A 19,033-nucleotide genomic window follows, 5' to 3' on the forward strand; every position below is an offset into this window, starting at 1 on the left:
TCATAACAATAATAAATCGGAAAAATCAGGGTCAAAAAATATTCATCTTCAGATCCAAACCATGCATCCTCATCAAGATTTATGCCAGTAATAAATCCCGAACACCACAGCCATGGATCAGGTTTTGCATTTTTACTTTTTCCCAATACAGGGAAAATGGGATCCGGATAATCATCAATCTCTTCATTTATGCTATTATAGAATGCCAAAAGGCCGTTTGTTACATATTGTGCCTCTTCGTCAGAGCGGAATTCAGGCATTTCATTTTCTCTGTTAAAAATTTTGGGAAGCCATATACTGGGAGGTATAAAATCAGGGCATATAAGTATTGCAGTTAAAAACCCGTGTATTTCAGGTATGGTAAGTGCATCCTCATTAATGTTTAAAATAGCATCTTCCAATTCATTCAAGTTTAACATCTCTTCATTATCGAACATTTATCCTCCTCTTTTATTTGAATTTTTAACCACCTCCACACACCCAAATCCCATGCTGCACTGGTCTCCTATTCCGCACTCGTAGATATTTTTGATTAATTCAATTGATCCTCTTAATGTAAAAGGCACTTCAAACCCCTTAATTTTTGTCTCCTCTCTCGTCCTCTCTTTTACAGTAACAAGTTTCGCCACATGTTCCTGCCCGCCTCTTTTCTTGATGTAATTCTTATCAACAATAAATTCAAGGTTTTCGTTTTCCGGATATTGGTTATTGACTGTTCTGTATTTATTTATTGCAGATAATCTGACTGCTTCGGAAAGCCCGTCGTCAAGAGGCCTGTAGTAGTATATTTTCTTTCCCGTACTTGTCAGAATAACGCTTTTAATAACAACAGGAGATAAACATATAAATTTCATCTCATCAAAAAATTCCGGGCCTGCAACTGACTCAACCTGATAGACATTTAACAGAGTTTTATCAATTCTGATAACCTGATCTTCAAAAAGGCCTGTTACAAAATGCTGAACAAAATCATGCAGCATAGGGCTTGATACAAAAAGCCATATTTCGCAGCCGGAATCACATTTATATCCAAACCTGTTTTTACTGATTCTCTTATTAAAAAACAGTTTTGAGAAAGTGAACAATTTTCTCAGCCTGCCGTCAGGCCCTAAATATCCTTTTTGATGAAGAAATTCGGAATATGTATTTGAAGATCTGGAAAGTATTCTGTATAAAGCTGAAGAGAGATAGTACTGGTAATTGTAAGGGATTACAATCCCGGAATCATGAGCACGAAGAGATAATTTTATTCTCATGTCTTTAACTGCCCTTTTGGAGCTTATCAACATACTGATTACTTATAATCTTATCTAAGAGTATAAGCTAAATCATACAACTTTTCCCTCTCCCATTCTTTGCAGTATAAAAAATATTTATAACAAAATTATAAGGCTTATATACAATCTTCTATTACAAAAACATTTTAATCAAATAAAAGCAGAATGTCAAGTTTTATTTTATTATTCTTTATTAACACTCTAAATTTACACCTTCTTCTCCATCCACCTGCCTTTATTAAACCAGAACAGCATTAAAATCCCTTTAAAAAAGGTAGTAGCTGAAATTACAGCCCACACTGCCCACACACCGAGATTAAGGGCAATACTGAAAAACCAGGCAAGGGGAATTCTAAGCAGTGTAAGAGAAAAAATTATTATCATGGGAGGTTTGGTATCGCCTGCTCCTGAAAATGCTCCCTCAAGCACAACTTCCAAAGCAAGAAATACTTCGAATACTGCGATGAATTTAAGATAGCTTTTACCGTAATTTATAACTTCAATATCATTTATAAAAAATCTGTAGAAATACCCGGGGAAAAAGAAAAATATCACAGATGCCAGCAGCAGTATTGCAGAGACCAATTTTAATGCAAGAAAAACGGACTCCTTTGCCTTCTGCGGCTGCCCTGCTCCCAGGTTCTGGCCTACCATTGTAGCTGTTCCCATTGCAAATCCAAAAGCAACAAAGTATGGCAAAGACTCTATTCTGTGGCCTATTCCTATGGCAGCAAGAGGGTCACTGCCGAAATGAGATATGATACCTGCAAGCACAAGATATACTGCCGCAAACATTGTATTGCTGAAAGATACAGGAGCGCCTATTTTGACCATGGGGAAAAAGTACTTTTTAAAAAAGTCTCTGTTAAGGCTGTACCTGTTCTTTTTCAAATCAGGGAGCATAATAAAAAGAGCAATTGTCATTAAAACAGATCCTACTGCGTGAGAAATCACAGTTGCAACAGCAGCACCCTGAAAACCCATTTTAAAATGAAAAATGAATATGGGATCCAGGCCTGCATTTAGCAGCAGAGAAAAGCCTGTAATCATCATTGGTACGCGGGTGTTGCCCATACCTCTTATGATATGCTCCTCTGTTACCATTAAATAGACAAATAACATACCGGACAGAAAAATCTGTGCGTATTTTGTTGCATTCTCAGCAATGGACTTTTCTATTCCGATTAATCTGAAGACAGGTTCTGCTGCTGCAGAAAAAACAATCATTGTAATTATTGACAGAATTACTGAAGAGATAATTGCAGCAGATGCTGTTTTAACAACTCCCTGCTTATCCATCTCTCCGCTTCTTCTCGCTACCATTGCAAGAGCACCTGTTGCAACTGTCTGAGCCAGAGCCCGGAGCATCCATACATAAAAACTGCCTGCGCTTAAGGCTGCAACAGCATAGGCCCCGAGTCGGCCGACCCAGAACATATCAACAATCTCAAATATTATATAAAACAGGCTGGAAAAAACAGCAGGGATTGCAAGAAAAAGAAGCCCGGACATAGGAGACCTGTTGATAATTTTATCTCTGCTCTGAAGCATAAAAAACAAATCCCTTGTATTATAAAAAATGGCAGCCTGTTTACTAACCAGGAAAAATGAATTTTGATAATTTATAACTCAATTTTACTTCGATCAATGTACATCAAAATCAGGGGCTAATCAAGAAAATTCATCTGCATTGTAAAAAAACCAATAAAAAGTTAAATTTTTATAAATTTTACTTGCATCATTTATTTCAATTTTTAAATTAACTGAAATACTTAATAACAAGAAATCTTTTCCGGCAGGGGATGCATTATCTGCCTGAAAAATACGAGTTCTTTACAGATTTCAAGTTAGCAAACCAGGCACGCTCTTTGCAGTAAGATTAAATGTAAAAGACAAAGCAAAAGGGTGCTGATATGACCACTTCTACAGTAAAAAAAAGACGAATTCGCACAGGAATGAAGAATCCACGAGAGAGACGAATAATGGCCAAATGTGAATTTATTGATCGATGCCCCTTTTTCAACAAAATGATAACTACCGGCGGCACCCTGGACAAAATGTATAAAGAACAGTTCTGCAACGGAACTTATGAAATGTGCGCGCGGCATAAAATAGCCAGTGTCCTTGGCAAAGAAAAAGTGCCTGTTAACATTTACCCTAACATGTTTGATCAGGCAGAAGCTCTGATACGGCCGAAAAATTAATATCAGATTATTCCGCTTCGAATGATAAAAAAACTGACATTTAAAACAGATAAGAAGCAGTGTCTCAAATGGAAGTTTTTTTTAGTTCGTTGGGGCTCCTGCTTGCAAAATACACCCCATTGTTTGATATTACAGGTTATATTTTCTATCCCATTCCTAAAATACTCGGTATACCCCAATCTGTAATAATCGGGAAAGCTGCTGCTGTAGGTATTACAGAAATGTTTCTTCCTGCACTGCTTATATCAAAAGCGTCAATTGCAGCAAGATACACAATTGCTGTCACTTCAGTATCTTCCATACTTTTCTTTTCAGCTTCAATACCATGTATTCTTGCTACTGATATTCCAATATCAGTTGGAAAAATAGTAATAATCTGGGCAGAAAGAACACTCCTCTCCCTTTTAATTGCAGGTGCGGTTGCCGCAGTTATTTTCTAATTCAATACATTATTTACTTGCTTTATTTATTTTTGTATTTTAAATTTAAGCATTATCTGTTAAGGATATTTTTAAAAAACAATTTATAATGCAGGGGGATATTGATTGGTTATCCTTTCATATTAACATATTAATATTTGATAAATTCCCAAACAGACAAATCCTTTTCCAGTTAAGGCAAAAAGAATAGATATGGTTTATCACAGGAGAGTAATTATGCCTTTTCACAGCCAAAATAGATTGGGTGGATTTTTCATCTCTGTACTGCTTTCTGTTATCACAACAACGGGAAGTATAGCTTTTACTGCACATCCGGATTCTCTGAAAAAAGAGCTGCATTACGACTCTTTTACACAAAAAAACATTTCCCTTTTTCCTTTCCGCGATTCCTATCATAAATATTTCTCCCTGTTCAGCGGAGTTGTTGAACAGACCTACAGATGGGACAGGTGGGTCCATGTGCGCGGCAGCAGGCACGATCAGGTCGGATATTCCATTGACGGAATCAATGTCAGGTCCGGGTTTACAGGAGAGCCCATGTTTTTTGTTCTGCCCGAAGCTCTAAAATCAATGGGGCTTGATAAAGATCCAGGCGCTTCTGCATCTTCTTCTCCTGCTCTGTTTTATCAGCACATAAGAACAGGAACTGAAAAGTTCAGAATTTCAATGTCTGCGGAATCTGACGGATTTACACCGCTGTACCAAAAGAAAATGGGCACCTATTCTTACGGATTTAAAAATATTACGGGAACCGTAAGCGGCCCTGTTATTACTGATAAAATCCGTTTTTTTGCTGCAGGCAGATTTCTGCACTTTGACGACCATTTCAGAAAATTCTGGGACGGTTTTACATTTACAGCAGATAAATCCGTAATGAGAGAACCGGATTATTATGACAACCCCCGGGAATTCAAAGAGTTTTTCGGTACAGATACAATTCATGTCAAACCTGGAAATATACCTGCAGCAGGGTCAGATAAATATGATTTGCAGGCAAAGATTTCCGCTGATTTTAAACCCTTTTTTATCAATCTGATTGGGCTTTACTCTAATGAGAAGAAATCAATCAACAGGTATCCTGTAATGAATCTGTTTAACACCGGCAGAATCCCTCTTATAAAAAAGGAATCTTATCTTGTATCTATACAGAATTTTTATAAACCCTCCCGATTTTTTACAGGTTCATTAAAAATAAATCTCTTTTCTGATTTTCTTCAGCAGGTCGATCCCTTATTCGGCGATGATTTTTTACTTTATGCTGACAGCGCTGCAATTGCACAAAAAGGTATAAATGTAAGGTACCACGGGGAAGAAAAAGGATATTTTAAATCACCTTATCTGTTTTATACGTCTTTTGGTTTTATTTTTAATGTTCCCGGAGACGATATCACATTTTTCCAAAAACAGCAGGAAACAGGGTTTTCACTCAAAATAGATGCTGAGCTGAAAAAAGGAGCCCATCTTTTCAAAACCGGAACAGGTTTTGATAAGAGAACAGTAAGAATCTATTCTATCAAGGGTTATGACCGGAATATCAAATCCAATGTTGCAGGCCTGTGCAACTACCTGTATTCGGAATATATTGACAAATCAACAGACATCTCAGGAGAAAAAGGTATTGGGATCAACGAATATGTAACAACCTTCGGATACGACGGACTTGGAAATCCCACAGATAAAAGCACAATGGCATTTGACGGCCCCCGCAGGCCTGTTACAATTTACGCATACATTGAAGATGCTTATAAAAAAGATATTGTGGAAATTTATGCAGGCCTTCGTATGGACAGATTCAGTACACACGCTCTTGTTTTTCCGGATCCAAAGATGCCGCCGGAACCTATATACAGACTGGGCCGCTATTTTCAGAACGAGGATAAATTTACAAATGCCAAGGCCCAAACCTTTTTTCAGCCCCGTATCCGAATGACATTAACGCCTTCTTCTCAAATACAGATGCATGTCTCATGGGGAAAATACGCTCAGATGCCGCAGTTTAAAAACATTTATACAAGCAGATACCGGCTGATGGACTATGTATATGACGGCTATCTGCATTTTAATGTACAGGGGCCCTATGCCAGCGCAGCAACAACCACACAGACAGAAGCAGGTATAACAGGCATGATTTCTTCCTGTTTTTCAGGTTCAGTAACAGCATACAGTTCGATATCTTCAAATCTTCTCGAATACGGACACCAAAACACACTGCTTCAGGAATTTTCTCGGAAGAAATACCCCATTCTCAAAAACACGGGGATTTTAAGCAGCAAAGGGCTTGAAATCTCAGGAACTTTTTACAAAAACGGTCTTTTATTAAAAGGCAATTATACAATTTCACAGGTAACTGGTACATCGACCTATCCTATGTCTGTCTGGTATGATGAAAATGATTATGATGAAAATCCTCACACTGCAGTTCTTCGGCCTTTAGAATATAATCAGCCTCAAAGGCTCAATCTTCTGTGCAGCTACAAATCAGGAAGGAATGCGCCGATACCTGTAAGAAATATAACTGCTTCAATGCTGCTTCAGTACAGCAGCGGACACAGCTTTTCCGTGTGGGACGGTTGTGTCTGCTCATGCAGCAACACTTCCGACCTCGGAGGAATGCTTCTGGATTATGACCCGCGGTGCAGAAGCAGCAGAATTGCGGAAATTCTTACTCCTGCAGTATATACTTTTGACGCAAAAATTGAAAAACCTTTTTACATAGGCAGTATCAGAATGTCTGCATATATTTATGCCCACAACCTGTTTAACAGAAAAAACATTCTTCACGTTTACTGGCGTACCGGTTCTGCAGGTTCCGACGGTTATCTGCAAAAATATTATTCCTTTTTAAAACAATATTACCCTGATGAATATTTTACATTTTACAATATTGTTAACAACGGGCACAGACAGCACTTTGCCAGAGCCCACGGAGGAGACCTGTACGGACACCCCCGTGAAATCCGGTTCGGGATTAAAATTTTATTAAACTGACAAAAACGCCATCCCCTACCTCCTGAGTACTTGGGAGGTTGGTACAAAGTGCAAATCTATCCGAACAGCTCCTTTAAAACATCTGCTGCATAAAAAACCTCTTCTCTTGAAACATCGAGATGTGTCACCAGCCGCAGCATTCTCTCGCCGAGAGCGAGAACAAGAACGTGTTTTTCCGCAAGCATGTCTGCAGCATCCTGAGCATTCAACCTCTCGTGAGTGACTGTTACAATTACTATGTTTGTCTGAACGCTGTCAAGATCAACTTCAAAACCATTAAGGGAGTTTATTGTTTCCGCAAGAATTTTTGCGTGTTTGTGATCTTCTGCAACACGGTCAAAATTATTCTCAACAGCATACAAGGCTCCTGCCGCTATAATGCCTGCCTGGCGCATGCCTCCGCCGTAAATTTTTCTGTATCTTCTTGCTCTGTCAATCGTTTTTGAATCTCCCACTACAATTGAACCTACCGGTGCACCAAGGCCTTTGGAAAAGCACATGGAAACAGTATCAAAATACTTTGCAAATTCCTTTAAAGCCGTACCTGTGGCAACAGAAGCATTCCACAGCCTTGCTCCGTCAAGGTGCATTTTAATTCCATACTTGTCAGCAAGCGCTCTGATCTCTTTTATTTTCTCAAGAGGAAAAATCTTTCCGCCAGCCCTGTTTAATGTGTTTTCAAGACATATTAGTGAGGTCGGGGGAAAGTGGATATTGTCCTGCCTTATTGCAGGTTCAATCTCTTCTGCAGTTAAGATACCGTTTGCAGATTTAACAGGCCTGAGCTGAACGCCTGAAAGCAGAGCAGGTGCGCCCGCTTCATAGAAAAATATGTGCGCTTCCGCATCAAGAATAACCTCCTGCCCGGGCTGAGTTAATGTGTTTACCGCAACCTGATTTCCCATTGTACCTGATGCAACAAAAAGGCCTGCCTCCTTGCCTGTCATTTCCGCAACCTTTTCCTGCAGTCTGTTTACAGTGGGATCCTCCCCGAAAACATCGTCTCCCACTTCTGCATTTGCCATAACCTGACGCATCTCTTTACCGGGTTTTGTAAATGTATCACTTCTCAAATCTGCTATCATTTTTGCCTCCAGAATCTAAATTAATACAATTAAAACATATTTGAATAAAAAATCAAGTATAATAACCTATCTGCCTTGACTTTAAATAACCCGTTTGATATATTTTATGTTATACAAGAAACCGGAGGCTGATTATGGAAATTTATTATTACGGTCACTCTTTATTCAATTGACATCTCATAGAAGCAGGAGGTAAAATGGACATACAAATATTCGGCGCTGCAAGAGAAGTAACAGGATCCATGCATCTTTTAACAGTAGGATCCGATAAAATCCTGCTGGACTGCGGCCTGTTTCAGGGCCACAGAAAAGAGGCTTTTGAGCGCAACAGTGAACTGCCCTTTGATCCCAAATCCTTAACAGCAATGGTTCTTTCACACGCTCACATTGACCACAGCGGAAATATTCCCCTGCTTGTTAAAAAAGGATTTGACGGAAATATATTTTCCACCCATGCAACTCAGGACCTTGCAAATGTGATGCTGCGGGATTCTGCATACATTCAGCAGAAAGACGCGGAGTACATAAACAAGAAAAATAAAAAAAAGGGCCTGCCTTCAATTGAGCCGATTTACACAATGACAGATGCAGAATCAGCTCTGCCCCATTTTGTAGGAATCGGATACCACAGGCCATTCTATATTACAAAGAATGTAAAACTAACATTTTTTGATGCAGGGCACATTCTCGGGTCAGCAATGGTTGTTCTGGATGTGGAAGAAAACGGCAAATCTTACAGAATCCTTTTTACAGGAGACATGGGCAGAAAGAACCTGCCAGTAATAAGAGATCCGGAATATATAAACCAGGCCGATTTTTACATAACAGAATCAACATACGGAAACAGAGAGCACGAAGATATTGTCCGCATGAAAGAGAGTTTAAAAGACCTAATAAACCGGACTGTAGAAAGAGGCGGAAAAATTATTGTACCTGCATTTTCCGTGGGCAGAACACAGGAGCTTGTTTACTTTTTACACGAACTTTTTAATGAAGGAACCCTTCCTGAAATTCCCATTTATGTTGACAGCCCCTTAAGTGTAAATATAACCGAAATTTTCAGGCTTCATACGGAATGTTATGATAAGGAGACAAGAGACGAATTTTTAGATAACCATCAGGATCCCTTTGGATTTTACAGGCTCAGATACATAAGGCATGTGGAGGACTCCAAAAAACTGAACTCTTCCAAAGAACCTGCCATTATAATCTCCGCATCCGGCATGTGCGAAACCGGCAGAATTCTGCACCACCTTGCAAACAACATTGAGGATCCCAAAAACAGTATTCTGATTGTAGGGTTTATGGCTGCAAACACACTCGGAAGAAGGCTGGTAGAGAGAAATCCGGCTGTTAAAATTTACGGTGAGGAGTACAGGCTTAACGCAGAAGTAAAAATTACAAACGGATTCAGTGCTCATGCTGACAAAAACGAACTTCTCGAATACTTTAACCAGCTTGACAAATCAAGACTGAAAAAAGTTATCATCGTACACGGGGAAGAAGAAGCTGCAGCTAATCTTGGTTCGGAAATGGAGAATACAGGATTTAAAAATATTACAATTCCTGTAAGAGGAGAAAAAATAGAGCTTGCTTGAGAATTATCCGGGAGCCCGTTGAGAAGGTATAAGGGTATATAGGTATAGAAGAATATTGGACAGCATAGGGAAATGTGGGAGAATTTGGGGGAATATGGAATTATCTGGGGGAATGTAGGAGAGTATGGGTAAATAGGAATAAATTTAAAATTTCAAATTTACAGTATGAAGTGTCAAGACCTTTGAGGTTTTAAAATTTTTTTGGGTCTTTTTAATATGAAAATTTTTTGACTTATTAATATAAAATTAATATTTTCGATTTAAGCGGCGAGGCAAACCGTGTTTTAAAATGATTAAAAAATTTGGGCTGTGAAACATTGTTTTTAAATGTGGATATTTGAAGTGGTGGGATGTGATGGTTGATATTAAGAAAAATACCAAAATATTAAACGTACCTGCATCCACAGAAATAAAATAACATATAACCCTGACAAATATTTTTTAAAAAATACTTGCATAATAACTACAATGTAATTACATTTATCTATGAAAACAAAAATCATAAAAATAGGAAATTCACGTGGTATAAGGCTACCAAAGGTTATTCTACATCAAATCGGCATTGATGATGAAGTAGATTTAGAAGTAGATCGTGATCGTATCGTCTTGAAACCAATTCATCGCCCCAGAAGCAGCTGGCGTGAATCATTCCAGAGAATGCATTTAAAATCTGACGATCAGTTATTGGATGGCAATGAAATTGTTTTTCAAACCTCTTGGGATAGAGACGAATGGATATGGGAAAGTGAATGAAACGATTTGATGTATACCTGATTAACCTTGACCCTACAATAGGTAAAGAAATTAAAAAGACTCGTCCCTGTTTAGTAATTTCTCCTGATGAAATGAATGACTATATCTCAACTGTAATCGTGGCTCCAATGACATCCCATTTAAGAAATTATCCTTCCAGGGTTACCTGCGTTTTTCGAGGTACAAAAGGCCAAATAGTTTTAGATCAAATTCGTGCTGTTGATAAAATCAGATTAATAAAAAAGCTTGGCATTATTGATGACAAATCACAATATGAAATAATTCAAATACTTCAGGAAATGTTCTCGTTTTAGGCCGTAATTTGGTTTATAAAGATTAATCGCTTTAACAAACAACATGTAAGCAGTTACTAAAGCTGATTAACATTTAAATCATTCTGTAAATATTACCTTGATCCAAATTTTATAAAATCGGCCTCAGAAATACAGTCTTGATTGCATGAGTCTGCAGCAGCATAATATCATTCCGCATATTTTCTGTAAACAGCAGCCCTGTCCGGATCAATCCTTATCATCAAATCCATAACTTCGGGGTCATCCTTAAACATATCTATAAATTCCAGATGATGGGCCTCAATAAAATGTTTTACAATATCTTTCAGCTTGTTCTTTGCAACTACATCCTCAAGCATAAAAAGAGCCTTCCTGCAGTATTTTTTTGCAGTTGAGTCCTCTTCTCCCAAATATGTACGTCCAAGAAAATAAGCATCCTTAACCTCTCTAAAAGGCTTGTTATCATCACTTAAGATATAATCAATTAACTTTGTCCTCTCTTTCCAGCCCTTATTAAACTGGACATCATAGGAAGACTGGGTTGCAAGATGTTTGGCTCTTTCAAAAAATGGAGTTCCCATAAACTTCCCGAACTTGTCATATTCACTTCCCAAAACAAGATTAACATAAAAATCCAGAAATCCAGTAAAAGGATTGTACTGAGTTTCATCGTGGAATATCGGATCACCTGCCTGATATGGAAATCTCCAGTACTTATCATAGAATTGTATATCTGAGTTATTGGAAATTACAAAAGTGCCGTAGTATCTGTCCTCGTAGTTCACGCTCATGTCCTGAAGAAAAATCTGAGTGGTAATATTAAAATGATCATCACTGTTGCCTGTCCAATCATAATCATTCAGATAATTCTCTATTGCGTCACTAAAATTTTTTAATTTTCTCTGCTTCTCAAGAGGAAGCCGTTCCAGCAGAATCTTAACAGTAGATTCTATCTGCTGAGCGTTTGCAGAAGAAAACCCGAACTGCGCAGCCAAAATGATCCCCGATAGAATCTTAACAGTTCCTGATGTAAATAATTTTGGGAATCTCATATCATCCTCCTATAAAAGGCAATTTGACAACTGTATTTATAATATAATCTTTTATTCAATATTGTCAAGTTTCTTAATCAGACATTTTGGCTGAATATTAGAATAAAACAGGCTGTCCGATTAACCAGGACAGCCTGAAACCATTATACTAAATGTAAATTACTACTTTTCGTCAGGGAAGAATCTTGCAAGCACCTCTTTTTCCGGTTTCTTTGAAAACATGGAAACAATAAGCAGGCTGAGAAGAGAAACAGGAAGGGCCCAGAATATAATCGGAACGCCAAAGGGATCTGCATTGGGATTTCCGTAAGGGACCATAATTGAGGGCCAGATATACCCTGCAAGCTTTAAAAAAACTGTAATAAAAGTAGCTGAAACTATTGATACAATCCCTGCCATTCTGGTAACTCTTTTTGAAGTTAGTGCAGCAAGAAGTGCCGGAGTTATTGCAACACCGTAAATAGTATATGCAAAATACGCATTTTCAAGCACACTCGACATCTGTGTTGCGAGAAGATACGCAAATATACCCACAAAAAGTATCATAACCTTCTGCAGAATAATCATTGACTTTTCATTTGTCTTATCTTTTTTATCCTGCGGCCTTAAAAAACGCTGGTAAATATCATGGATAAGAGTTGTTGTCGGAGAAAGCAGATAATTCATACCGGTCGATATAACAACCGCTGTTGCTGCCCCGAGAAGAAGAACACCTACAGGCAGAGGAACCATCTTTTTTGCAGCCTGAATTATTACAGATGCAGGGTCAATAGTTCCTGCCTGAATCTCTTTCCAAAAGTGTGCTGATGCATAAATTGCCATAACAATTACTACAAACTCAATAATCATTGTCCCTATTACCCATATACCAGCCGCTCTTTTGGCCTCTGCCGGATTGCGTGCGCTGTAAAACTTCTGGTACATACTCTGAACACCAAGAAGCAGAAGCAGGCCGGAAAGGCCGATTGCAGGAATTTTTAAATAGGGGTTACCTCCGAATGCCTGGCTGAACACCTGAAAATGAGACGCAGGCAGAATTGAATGGATAGTTGACCAGCTTCCTGCAGTCATCATAACAAAGGGTGTTGCAATAACAGTTGATGCCATTATTATTATTCCGTTGGGAAGATCTGTATTTGCAATAGCTATCATTCCTCCTATTGCAGTAAAAAGAGTAACAAAAGCAAATGCCATAAAAGTACCCTGATCTATGGGAATTGAACCGTCTGATATGGCATTAAGTATAAATCCGCCTGCTTTGAATTGATAACTTACGATTACTACAAAACTCACGAATATAGCAAATGCTCCCACAATTCTTGCAATGGGCCCGTACCTGACTTCAAGAATATCCCCTACTGTGTACTGGCCGAATGTACGAATCCGTGCAGCAAGAAAATATATAATTATAATACCAATCCAGGCACCTACAGGCTGCCACAAAGCACTCCAGCCCGCTTTTGCAGCAAATTCAGCACCAGCGATAAAGGTGCCGCTGCCAATCCATGTACAGATAAGAGTAAAAACCATCTTTGTCATGGATATTGACCTGCCTGCAACCATCATATCGTCCTGGGTCTTGACCTTGCGGGATTTAATAAAATTCATAACTGTCAGAACCGCAAGATAGATAAAAATAATAATAATGTACAGGTTCATACACTCCTCCACAGATTAGGGTTACATGTTTCTACTATTTGCCTTTAAAATTGTAAGTTGAATTACAGCTCAATCTCCACTCCTGCATCCAGCTCTATTGCTTTTTTCATAATAGCATCTGCAGCAGCAATATCCTGAACTGCATTACCGACAGATTTAAATAGAGTTATTTCCGTATCGGACACTCTGCCTTTTTTTATACCGGATGCAATTTCTCCTATTTCTCCGTATATTCTCTCAGGATAAAACACTCCTTCTGCTATAGGCTGAATCAAATCTCCCGCCTCTTTAAGACAGGCTTGCCTGCTGTCAACAATTACCTTTGATCTTACAATTGTTTCTGCAGGGATTTCACGCATATCAGGCTTGTAGGATCCCACCCCGTTAATGTGAACTCCCTCTGATATTTCATCATCGGAAAAAACAGGATTACGGGATGTTGTTGCAGTACAGATTACATTACAATTTTTCAGGTCTCTCCTGCTTTTTGAAGGGATTGTCTCTATCCCTGCCTTTTTCATTATATCATGCGCAAATTCTTCAGCTCTTTTGTTATCGGAATCAAATACATACACTCGTTTTATGGAGCGGACCGCACACACACCTTCAATCTGAGTTCTTCCCTGTACTCCGGCACCAATAACTGCAAGCGTGTCAGCATCTTTTTTCGCAAGCAGATCAGCAGCCAGCCCTGATGCAGCTCCTGTTCTCATTGCAGTCAGATACTCCCCGTCCATCACTGCAGCCGGTTTGCCAGTTTTTACATCAAACAGAGAAACAAGTGCATGAATTGCATTTAAACCGTGTTTTCTGTTTTCAGGATAAATATTGACGACTTTCTGCCCAAAATATTTTAATCCGTCAATATAAACAGGCATAAAAAGAGCTGTGCCTGAATGGCTTTCAATTTCCATGTGTGTTCTAAGAGGCACATTTGCCCTGCCTGATGACAGTGCAGTAAATCCTTCCTGTACCGCATCAATTGCATCTCTCATTGAAAATATACTGCTGATATCTTCTGCTGATAAAAACCGTATCTTTGTCATTTTTATCTCAGGATAAATCCGTGTTTTAATGAATCGTCAGGATTAATTACAAATTCATTTTTGCCTGTAATAAAAGCAGTGCCTTCCACTTCAGGAATAACTGCCTGATAAGGGCCGAAACTTGTTTCCGAATAGACTCTGCCTGTGAACTTCGTTCCGAGAATGCTCTCTATTACCATCGGCTTGTTAATTCCGATTTCTCCGCGGGCATAGTGCAGAGCCATTCTCGCGCTTACTCCCGTACCTGTGGGGCTTCTGTCAACTTCGCCTTCTGCAAAAATGCAGACATTTCTGGAATCAGCATCTCTGCTTACGGAAGGCCCTGTAAAGATTGTACCGTAGAGAAAGCTCAAATCTTTTTCAAAGGGATGAACAATTTCCCGTGCCTGCATTACAGCACGCTTTACTGCCATACCTTTTTCTATGAGATCTCTGTAGTATCCGGATTCCATTGAAAGGCCCAGATCCGCAGCGTGCACAAACGCATAAAAAGCTCCTCCGAATGCAATGTCATACCTGACTTTGCCCATTCCCGGGACATCAACTTCTTCATCAAGAGCAAGGACAAAAGATGGTACGTTTCTGAAAAACACACTGCTGACCTTTCCCTTTGACGCCCTTGCAAAGGAAGTTATAAGCCCTGCAGGGGAATCTATTTTTACCTCTGTTACAGGTTCAACAGGATTGACAATCCCTGTTTCTACTGCCGCCTTTGTTATTGCAATAATTGCATGGCCGCACATTGTGGAGTATCCCTCATTGTGCAGAAACATTATTCCGAAATCAGCATCTTGTGATACAGGCGCAGACAGAATGCAGCCGTACTGGTCTGCATGGCCTCTCGGTTCCCACATAAGCGCTGTACGCAGATAGTCAAAATTTTCCTTCATGAACCTTCGGCGTTCAAGAATAGTATCTCCCTCAATGGGAGGAAGCCCGCTGTAAATAATCCTGAGAGGCTCTCCGCATGTATGCATGTCAAGGGTTTTTATTTTTATCCAATTGTCAGGAGCCTGCCACTCACCTAATTTTCGGGACGCAGTATCCGAAGTAGCTTTCATTTGAAAAATCCTATTATTTTAATTTAAAAATTAGGTTTTTCCGAGAAAAAATTGCCAATTTTTCATCTCTATAAAACAAGTTTAACATTAATCAACTTTCTATTTGTCACATAATTAAATTAAGTAAACACAATAAATTCAAAATATTATCGAATATATTGCATATCCTCTTTTTCTGTCCGGCATCTGAAAATCTCCGACGCAAAAGGTCTCTTGGTGTGTCTTTCCCGCATGTTTTTAGCGGGAAACCAGGGGTGGGGGATATTTAAACCCTCTACCTCTCCCCCCATGGACACCTCCCGATCCTATCGGGACTGGTATGACAAAATTGATTCTTTTTCCTGCTGGCATCTGAAATCATAAATCCTTAATCAACATTCTCCTTATAATCTGACGCTATCTATCTTGTATAATAAAGAATCATTCTTTCAATCGCCTTTTGACAGACCTTGCAGAACTTCATGCCTTTATTGGATTTCATCAGGCAGTCCATACTCGGGCGATAAAGGCCTGTCGAAGAGTAGCCTGCACCTTCAAATGCACCGACTTTGCCATTAAGATATGAATATTTCTTCCTGATTTTATCCAATTGGGCTTTTTTTGCATCTATCTTTTTTTTGTATGAATCTTTTACTTCATCAATTTTTTTCTGGTCTGCTCCTGATTTCTTCATCTCGTTAATTTTATGTCTCATATCTTTATAAATATTTGACATATCTGCCGATAGTGTTTCTCTCTCTGTTTTTCCCCAGTCTGTAGGAATATCTATACCTTTGGAAAGATACTGCCTCCACTTCAATGTTTTCGGATTTAAAAGAGCAGTTATATTAGGTTCCTGGGGTTCAGTTCCCTTGGGGTAAAAATCCGTATATGCAACTTGTGATGAGTAATACTCGTCTGCAAGCCCTGCAAAAGCATGGCCGAATTCATGGATAAAAACATGATCGCTCAGTTTATTGTCAATTGTACTTATTGAGTAAAAATTGTAAATTCCGCCGCCTCCGTATCTGCTGCTGTTAACCATTATAATAAAGATATCATGAGGTACGGCAGATGCAACATCATTACATTTCCATAAATTCTCAGTCAGCAGATATCTTGGAGTATCAAAGGCGTTGAAACTGGCATCAAAAACACTGCTTTTATAGATATTCTTTGTCGGTTCATCAACTCCGCTCTCTTCAGAGGGGATAAAAACTCCGGTTATGTTGAATGACTTCCTGTAATTTTTATATGGCTCAATAGTAAAAAACAGGTCAGTATACTTTTTTACATCGCCTGCGAATTTTCCATACTCATTCAATGTATAACCTTCTGCAATTATAGCAATATCAACCTTTTTGTGCGGATCACCATTTGCAAGGGTTTTTACTATTTTTACATTTTCCGAAGGTTTCTCTTTTATTATATGGTAATCTCCCGGAACAATTTTTTTAACAAACAGAGGATAGTAAAAATAGTCTTTCCCTCTCTTCTCAATCACAAATCTCGCAGGGCTTTTAGGCCAGGGAATAAGAGCTGTTTCAAAATAGACTCTTTTATCTCCTTTTTTTGCAGGCTCTGTTGTTATGTATTCTCCAAAATATGAATTAAATCCCTTTGAATATATCATTTTATTTGTTGCTACATCATAAACTTTAATATAGTATTCACCGTTGTTGAATGTATCAATGCATGATTTTGGGTTCCCTGCCCACTCTCCCTGTTTGTAGATATGGTCAATTGAGATGCTCTCATGCTCAGCATTACCAAAATGGCAATAATCAATTCTCATTGTACTGTTTTCAAAAAAATCATCAAATACAAATTGCTGCTGTGCAGACGCAACGGAAGTACAGAGGATTAATAATAAAAACAACAAACGTTTAATTGACATTTCGAATCTCCTGTATTAAAAATTTTAGGTTCTTCCGAGAAAGAGTTGGTAATTTTTCATGTCTATACAACAAGTTTAAGATATTATAGAACATATTGAATATCTTTCTTTTCTATCAGGCATCTCTAAAATCTTCACCCCAACACTTCTTATGGGGTCATTCCCGCATGTTTTTAGCGGGAATCTAAGGGCGGGAGGTGGTACATCTAATCCTCCACACATCCCCCATGGATACCCGTTTTCACGGGTATGACAGAATCGAGAATTCTTTCTCCGGCATCTGAAAATCTCCGTCCGAAAATACAATGAACACTTCCAAATAGAACCCGGAAGAATCAAAATTTAAAGACTATTCGGCACACCACTTTTCCACATCTTCAATTGTCTTTGCAATGGGTTTGCCGAGAACCCTGTGCCCTTGTTCAGTTACAAGGACATCATCCTCAATCCTGATACCGCCGAAACCCCTGAACTCATTTACCTTGTCATAATTGATAAACTGGGTCAGCTTGTTCTCTTTCTGCCACTGATCTATCAATGCCGGAATAAAATATATACCAGGTTCTGCTGTGAGTACAAACCCGGGCTTTAAGGCCCTTCCGAGACGCAGAAATGCCAGGCCAAACTGTGAACTTCTTTCCAGCTCATCTCCATAGCCGATATACTGCTCTCCGAGATTTTCCATATCATGAACGTCAAGCCCCATCATGTGCCCCAGTCCGTGGGGGAAAAATAAAGCATGGGCTCCTGCAGCAACACTCTCGTCAGCATCTCCTTTCATCAAACCGATATCCTGCAGGCCCTGAGTAATAACTTTTGCAGCATGCAGGTGTACATCTTTGTAAAAAATACCGGGCTTAATCATATCAATTGCTTCCATTTGAGCATTAAGACAAACAGAATACACATCGCGCTGAACAGAAGTAAATCTGCCGCTTACAGGTAATGTTCTTGTAATATCACTCGCATAGTGAAGAGGAGATTCAGCGCCTGAATCAAGCACAACAATGTCTCCGTCTTTCATAATATTATTGTGATGATGGTTGTGCAGAGTTTCTCCGTGCACAGAATATATTACCGGGAACGAAATAAAACTTCCGTTTGCGGCGACTGTTCCCTCAACCATTCCACAGACCTTATACTCTTTTATACCGGGTTTAGTCAGCTTCATTGCAAGGCGGTACATTTCATAGCTTATATCAAGTGCTTTGACAATTTCCTGTACTTCCTCGTCTGCTTTGACATTTCTCTGCTCTGCAACGGCTTTAATAAACTCAGGAGACACATTTTTGTTTACTTCGTTTACCGGGATATTGATCAGGTTTGAAATGAAAATTATATTTTCAGCCCTGTACTGGGGAAGGAAATGAATCTTTCTGCCTGAAGAAGCCCACTCCTTCATCATTACATCAAGGTCGTACATTGTTTTTGTTTTGCTCACTCCTGCTTTTTCCGCTTTTTCAGAAACTTTTTCCTGAGGCCCCATCCAGATTATGTCATCAATTGTAAAATCATCGCCGAAAATAATTTCATCGCCGGAATCAAGATCAATAACTGCAGCAAAACCGGGATCGTCAATTCCCCAGTAGTAGAGAAATGTACTGTCCTGCCGGAAATGATAGGTATTATCCGCATAATTCATCGGGCTCTCTCCATTACCGGGGAAAAACAGGATGCCGGAATCAAGGGTACGTTTCAAAA

16 protein-coding genes are annotated in these 19,033 nt (G+C 39.0%); 6 read left to right on the top strand and 10 right to left on the bottom strand.

Features of this window, described 5'->3' with window-relative positions; genetic code table 11:
• The 3 genes from J7K93_05960 to J7K93_05970 all read right to left on the bottom strand — a co-directional run.
• Window positions 1-437: YecA family protein (locus J7K93_05960; GenBank protein MCD6116538.1), on the bottom strand; the 437-nt coding region annotated here is incomplete at its 3' end.
• Complete coding sequence (cas6, locus tag J7K93_05965) at window positions 438-1,256, bottom strand: CRISPR-associated endoribonuclease Cas6 (protein MCD6116539.1); 819 nt, start codon at window positions 1,254-1,256, stop codon at window positions 438-440.
• A gap of 228 nt (window positions 1,257-1,484) precedes the next feature.
• Window positions 1,485-2,828 (bottom strand): MATE family efflux transporter, encoded by a 1,344-nt coding sequence (locus J7K93_05970; protein ID MCD6116540.1) that lies wholly within the window; start codon window positions 2,826-2,828, stop codon window positions 1,485-1,487.
• Window positions 2,829-3,190: 362 nt separating this feature from the next.
• Here J7K93_05970 and J7K93_05975 point away from each other — a divergent pair, with 362 nt between their 5' ends.
• The 3 genes from J7K93_05975 (at window position 3,191) to J7K93_05985 (ending at window position 6,909) form a co-directional block, all read left to right on the top strand.
• Window positions 3,191-3,481 carry a hypothetical protein gene (locus J7K93_05975; protein ID MCD6116541.1) on the top strand — a complete coding sequence of 97 codons (291 nt, stop codon included), beginning with the start codon at window positions 3,191-3,193 and terminating at the stop codon, window positions 3,479-3,481.
• Window positions 3,482-3,549: 68 nt separating this feature from the next.
• Entirely contained in the window at window positions 3,550-3,921 is a 372-nt protein-coding gene (locus J7K93_05980; GenBank protein ID MCD6116542.1) for a hypothetical protein, read from the top strand.
• 216 nt (window positions 3,922-4,137) lie between these two features.
• Window positions 4,138-6,909, top strand: a complete 2,772-nt coding sequence (locus J7K93_05985; GenBank protein ID MCD6116543.1) for a hypothetical protein — start codon at window positions 4,138-4,140, stop codon at window positions 6,907-6,909.
• A 56-nt stretch (window positions 6,910-6,965) separates the two neighbouring features.
• Here J7K93_05985 and ltaE read toward each other — a convergent pair whose 3' ends face one another.
• Window positions 6,966-7,994, bottom strand: coding sequence for a low-specificity L-threonine aldolase (gene ltaE / locus J7K93_05990; GenBank protein ID MCD6116544.1), 1,029 nt, complete (start codon window positions 7,992-7,994; stop codon window positions 6,966-6,968).
• A 197-nt stretch (window positions 7,995-8,191) separates the two neighbouring features.
• Here ltaE and J7K93_05995 point away from each other — a divergent pair, with 197 nt between their 5' ends.
• From J7K93_05995 to J7K93_06005, 3 genes are all read left to right on the top strand, one after another.
• Window positions 8,192-9,592, top strand: a complete 1,401-nt coding sequence (locus J7K93_05995; GenBank protein MCD6116545.1) for an MBL fold metallo-hydrolase — start codon at window positions 8,192-8,194, stop codon at window positions 9,590-9,592.
• A gap of 486 nt (window positions 9,593-10,078) precedes the next feature.
• Complete coding sequence (locus J7K93_06000) at window positions 10,079-10,345, top strand: AbrB/MazE/SpoVT family DNA-binding domain-containing protein (protein MCD6116546.1); 267 nt, start codon at window positions 10,079-10,081, stop codon at window positions 10,343-10,345.
• The gene (locus J7K93_06005; GenBank protein MCD6116547.1) at window positions 10,342-10,659 is read left to right on the top strand and encodes a type II toxin-antitoxin system PemK/MazF family toxin; all 318 of its coding nucleotides are present in this window, start codon (window positions 10,342-10,344) and stop codon (window positions 10,657-10,659) included. The genes J7K93_06000 and J7K93_06005 overlap by 4 nt, the downstream gene beginning before the upstream one ends.
• A gap of 167 nt (window positions 10,660-10,826) precedes the next feature.
• Here J7K93_06005 and J7K93_06010 read toward each other — a convergent pair whose 3' ends face one another.
• The 6 genes from J7K93_06010 to J7K93_06035 all read right to left on the bottom strand — a co-directional run bounded on the left by J7K93_06010 (window position 10,827) and on the right by J7K93_06035 (window position 19,031).
• The gene (locus J7K93_06010; protein ID MCD6116548.1) at window positions 10,827-11,690 is read right to left on the bottom strand and encodes a DUF4835 family protein; all 864 of its coding nucleotides are present in this window, start codon (window positions 11,688-11,690) and stop codon (window positions 10,827-10,829) included.
• 162 nt (window positions 11,691-11,852) lie between these two features.
• Window positions 11,853-13,349, bottom strand: coding sequence for a sodium:solute symporter family protein (locus tag J7K93_06015; GenBank protein MCD6116549.1), 1,497 nt, complete (start codon window positions 13,347-13,349; stop codon window positions 11,853-11,855).
• 62 nt (window positions 13,350-13,411) lie between these two features.
• The gene (locus J7K93_06020; protein MCD6116550.1) at window positions 13,412-14,395 is read right to left on the bottom strand and encodes an ornithine cyclodeaminase family protein; all 984 of its coding nucleotides are present in this window, start codon (window positions 14,393-14,395) and stop codon (window positions 13,412-13,414) included.
• Window positions 14,396-14,397: 2 nt separating this feature from the next.
• Window positions 14,398-15,456, bottom strand: coding sequence for a proline racemase family protein (locus J7K93_06025; protein MCD6116551.1), 1,059 nt, complete (start codon window positions 15,454-15,456; stop codon window positions 14,398-14,400).
• A gap of 400 nt (window positions 15,457-15,856) precedes the next feature.
• Entirely contained in the window at window positions 15,857-17,332 is a 1,476-nt protein-coding gene (locus J7K93_06030) for a peptidase M64 (protein ID MCD6116552.1), read from the bottom strand.
• Window positions 17,333-17,681: 349 nt separating this feature from the next.
• Window positions 17,682-19,031 carry an aminopeptidase P family protein gene (locus J7K93_06035; GenBank protein MCD6116553.1) on the bottom strand — a complete coding sequence of 450 codons (1,350 nt, stop codon included), beginning with the start codon at window positions 19,029-19,031 and terminating at the stop codon, window positions 17,682-17,684.
• Window positions 19,032-19,033 lie beyond the last annotated feature (2 nt).

Source organism: bacterium, from assembly GCA_021158245.1.
Taxonomy (GTDB): Bacteria; Zhuqueibacterota; QNDG01; order QNDG01; family QNDG01; genus QNDG01.

Coding starts and splice junctions, on each gene's coding strand:
- cas6 (MCD6116539.1), bottom strand. CDS start 1,256: ATGAGAATAAAATTATCTCTTCGTGCTCATGATTCCGGGATTGTAATC.
- J7K93_05970 (MCD6116540.1), bottom strand. CDS start 2,828: ATGCTTCAGAGCAGAGATAAAATTATCAACAGGTCTCCTATGTCCGGG.
- J7K93_05975 (MCD6116541.1), top strand. CDS start 3,191: ATGACCACTTCTACAGTAAAAAAAAGACGAATTCGCACAGGAATGAAG.
- J7K93_05980 (MCD6116542.1), top strand. CDS start 3,550: ATGGAAGTTTTTTTTAGTTCGTTGGGGCTCCTGCTTGCAAAATACACC.
- J7K93_05985 (MCD6116543.1), top strand. CDS start 4,138: ATGCCTTTTCACAGCCAAAATAGATTGGGTGGATTTTTCATCTCTGTA.
- ltaE (MCD6116544.1), bottom strand. CDS start 7,994: ATGATAGCAGATTTGAGAAGTGATACATTTACAAAACCCGGTAAAGAG.
- J7K93_05995 (MCD6116545.1), top strand. CDS start 8,192: ATGGACATACAAATATTCGGCGCTGCAAGAGAAGTAACAGGATCCATG.
- J7K93_06000 (MCD6116546.1), top strand. CDS start 10,079: ATGAAAACAAAAATCATAAAAATAGGAAATTCACGTGGTATAAGGCTA.
- J7K93_06005 (MCD6116547.1), top strand. CDS start 10,342: ATGAAACGATTTGATGTATACCTGATTAACCTTGACCCTACAATAGGT.
- J7K93_06010 (MCD6116548.1), bottom strand. CDS start 11,690: ATGAGATTCCCAAAATTATTTACATCAGGAACTGTTAAGATTCTATCG.
- J7K93_06015 (MCD6116549.1), bottom strand. CDS start 13,349: ATGAACCTGTACATTATTATTATTTTTATCTATCTTGCGGTTCTGACA.
- J7K93_06020 (MCD6116550.1), bottom strand. CDS start 14,395: ATGACAAAGATACGGTTTTTATCAGCAGAAGATATCAGCAGTATATTT.
- J7K93_06025 (MCD6116551.1), bottom strand. CDS start 15,456: ATGAAAGCTACTTCGGATACTGCGTCCCGAAAATTAGGTGAGTGGCAG.
- J7K93_06030 (MCD6116552.1), bottom strand. CDS start 17,332: ATGTCAATTAAACGTTTGTTGTTTTTATTATTAATCCTCTGTACTTCC.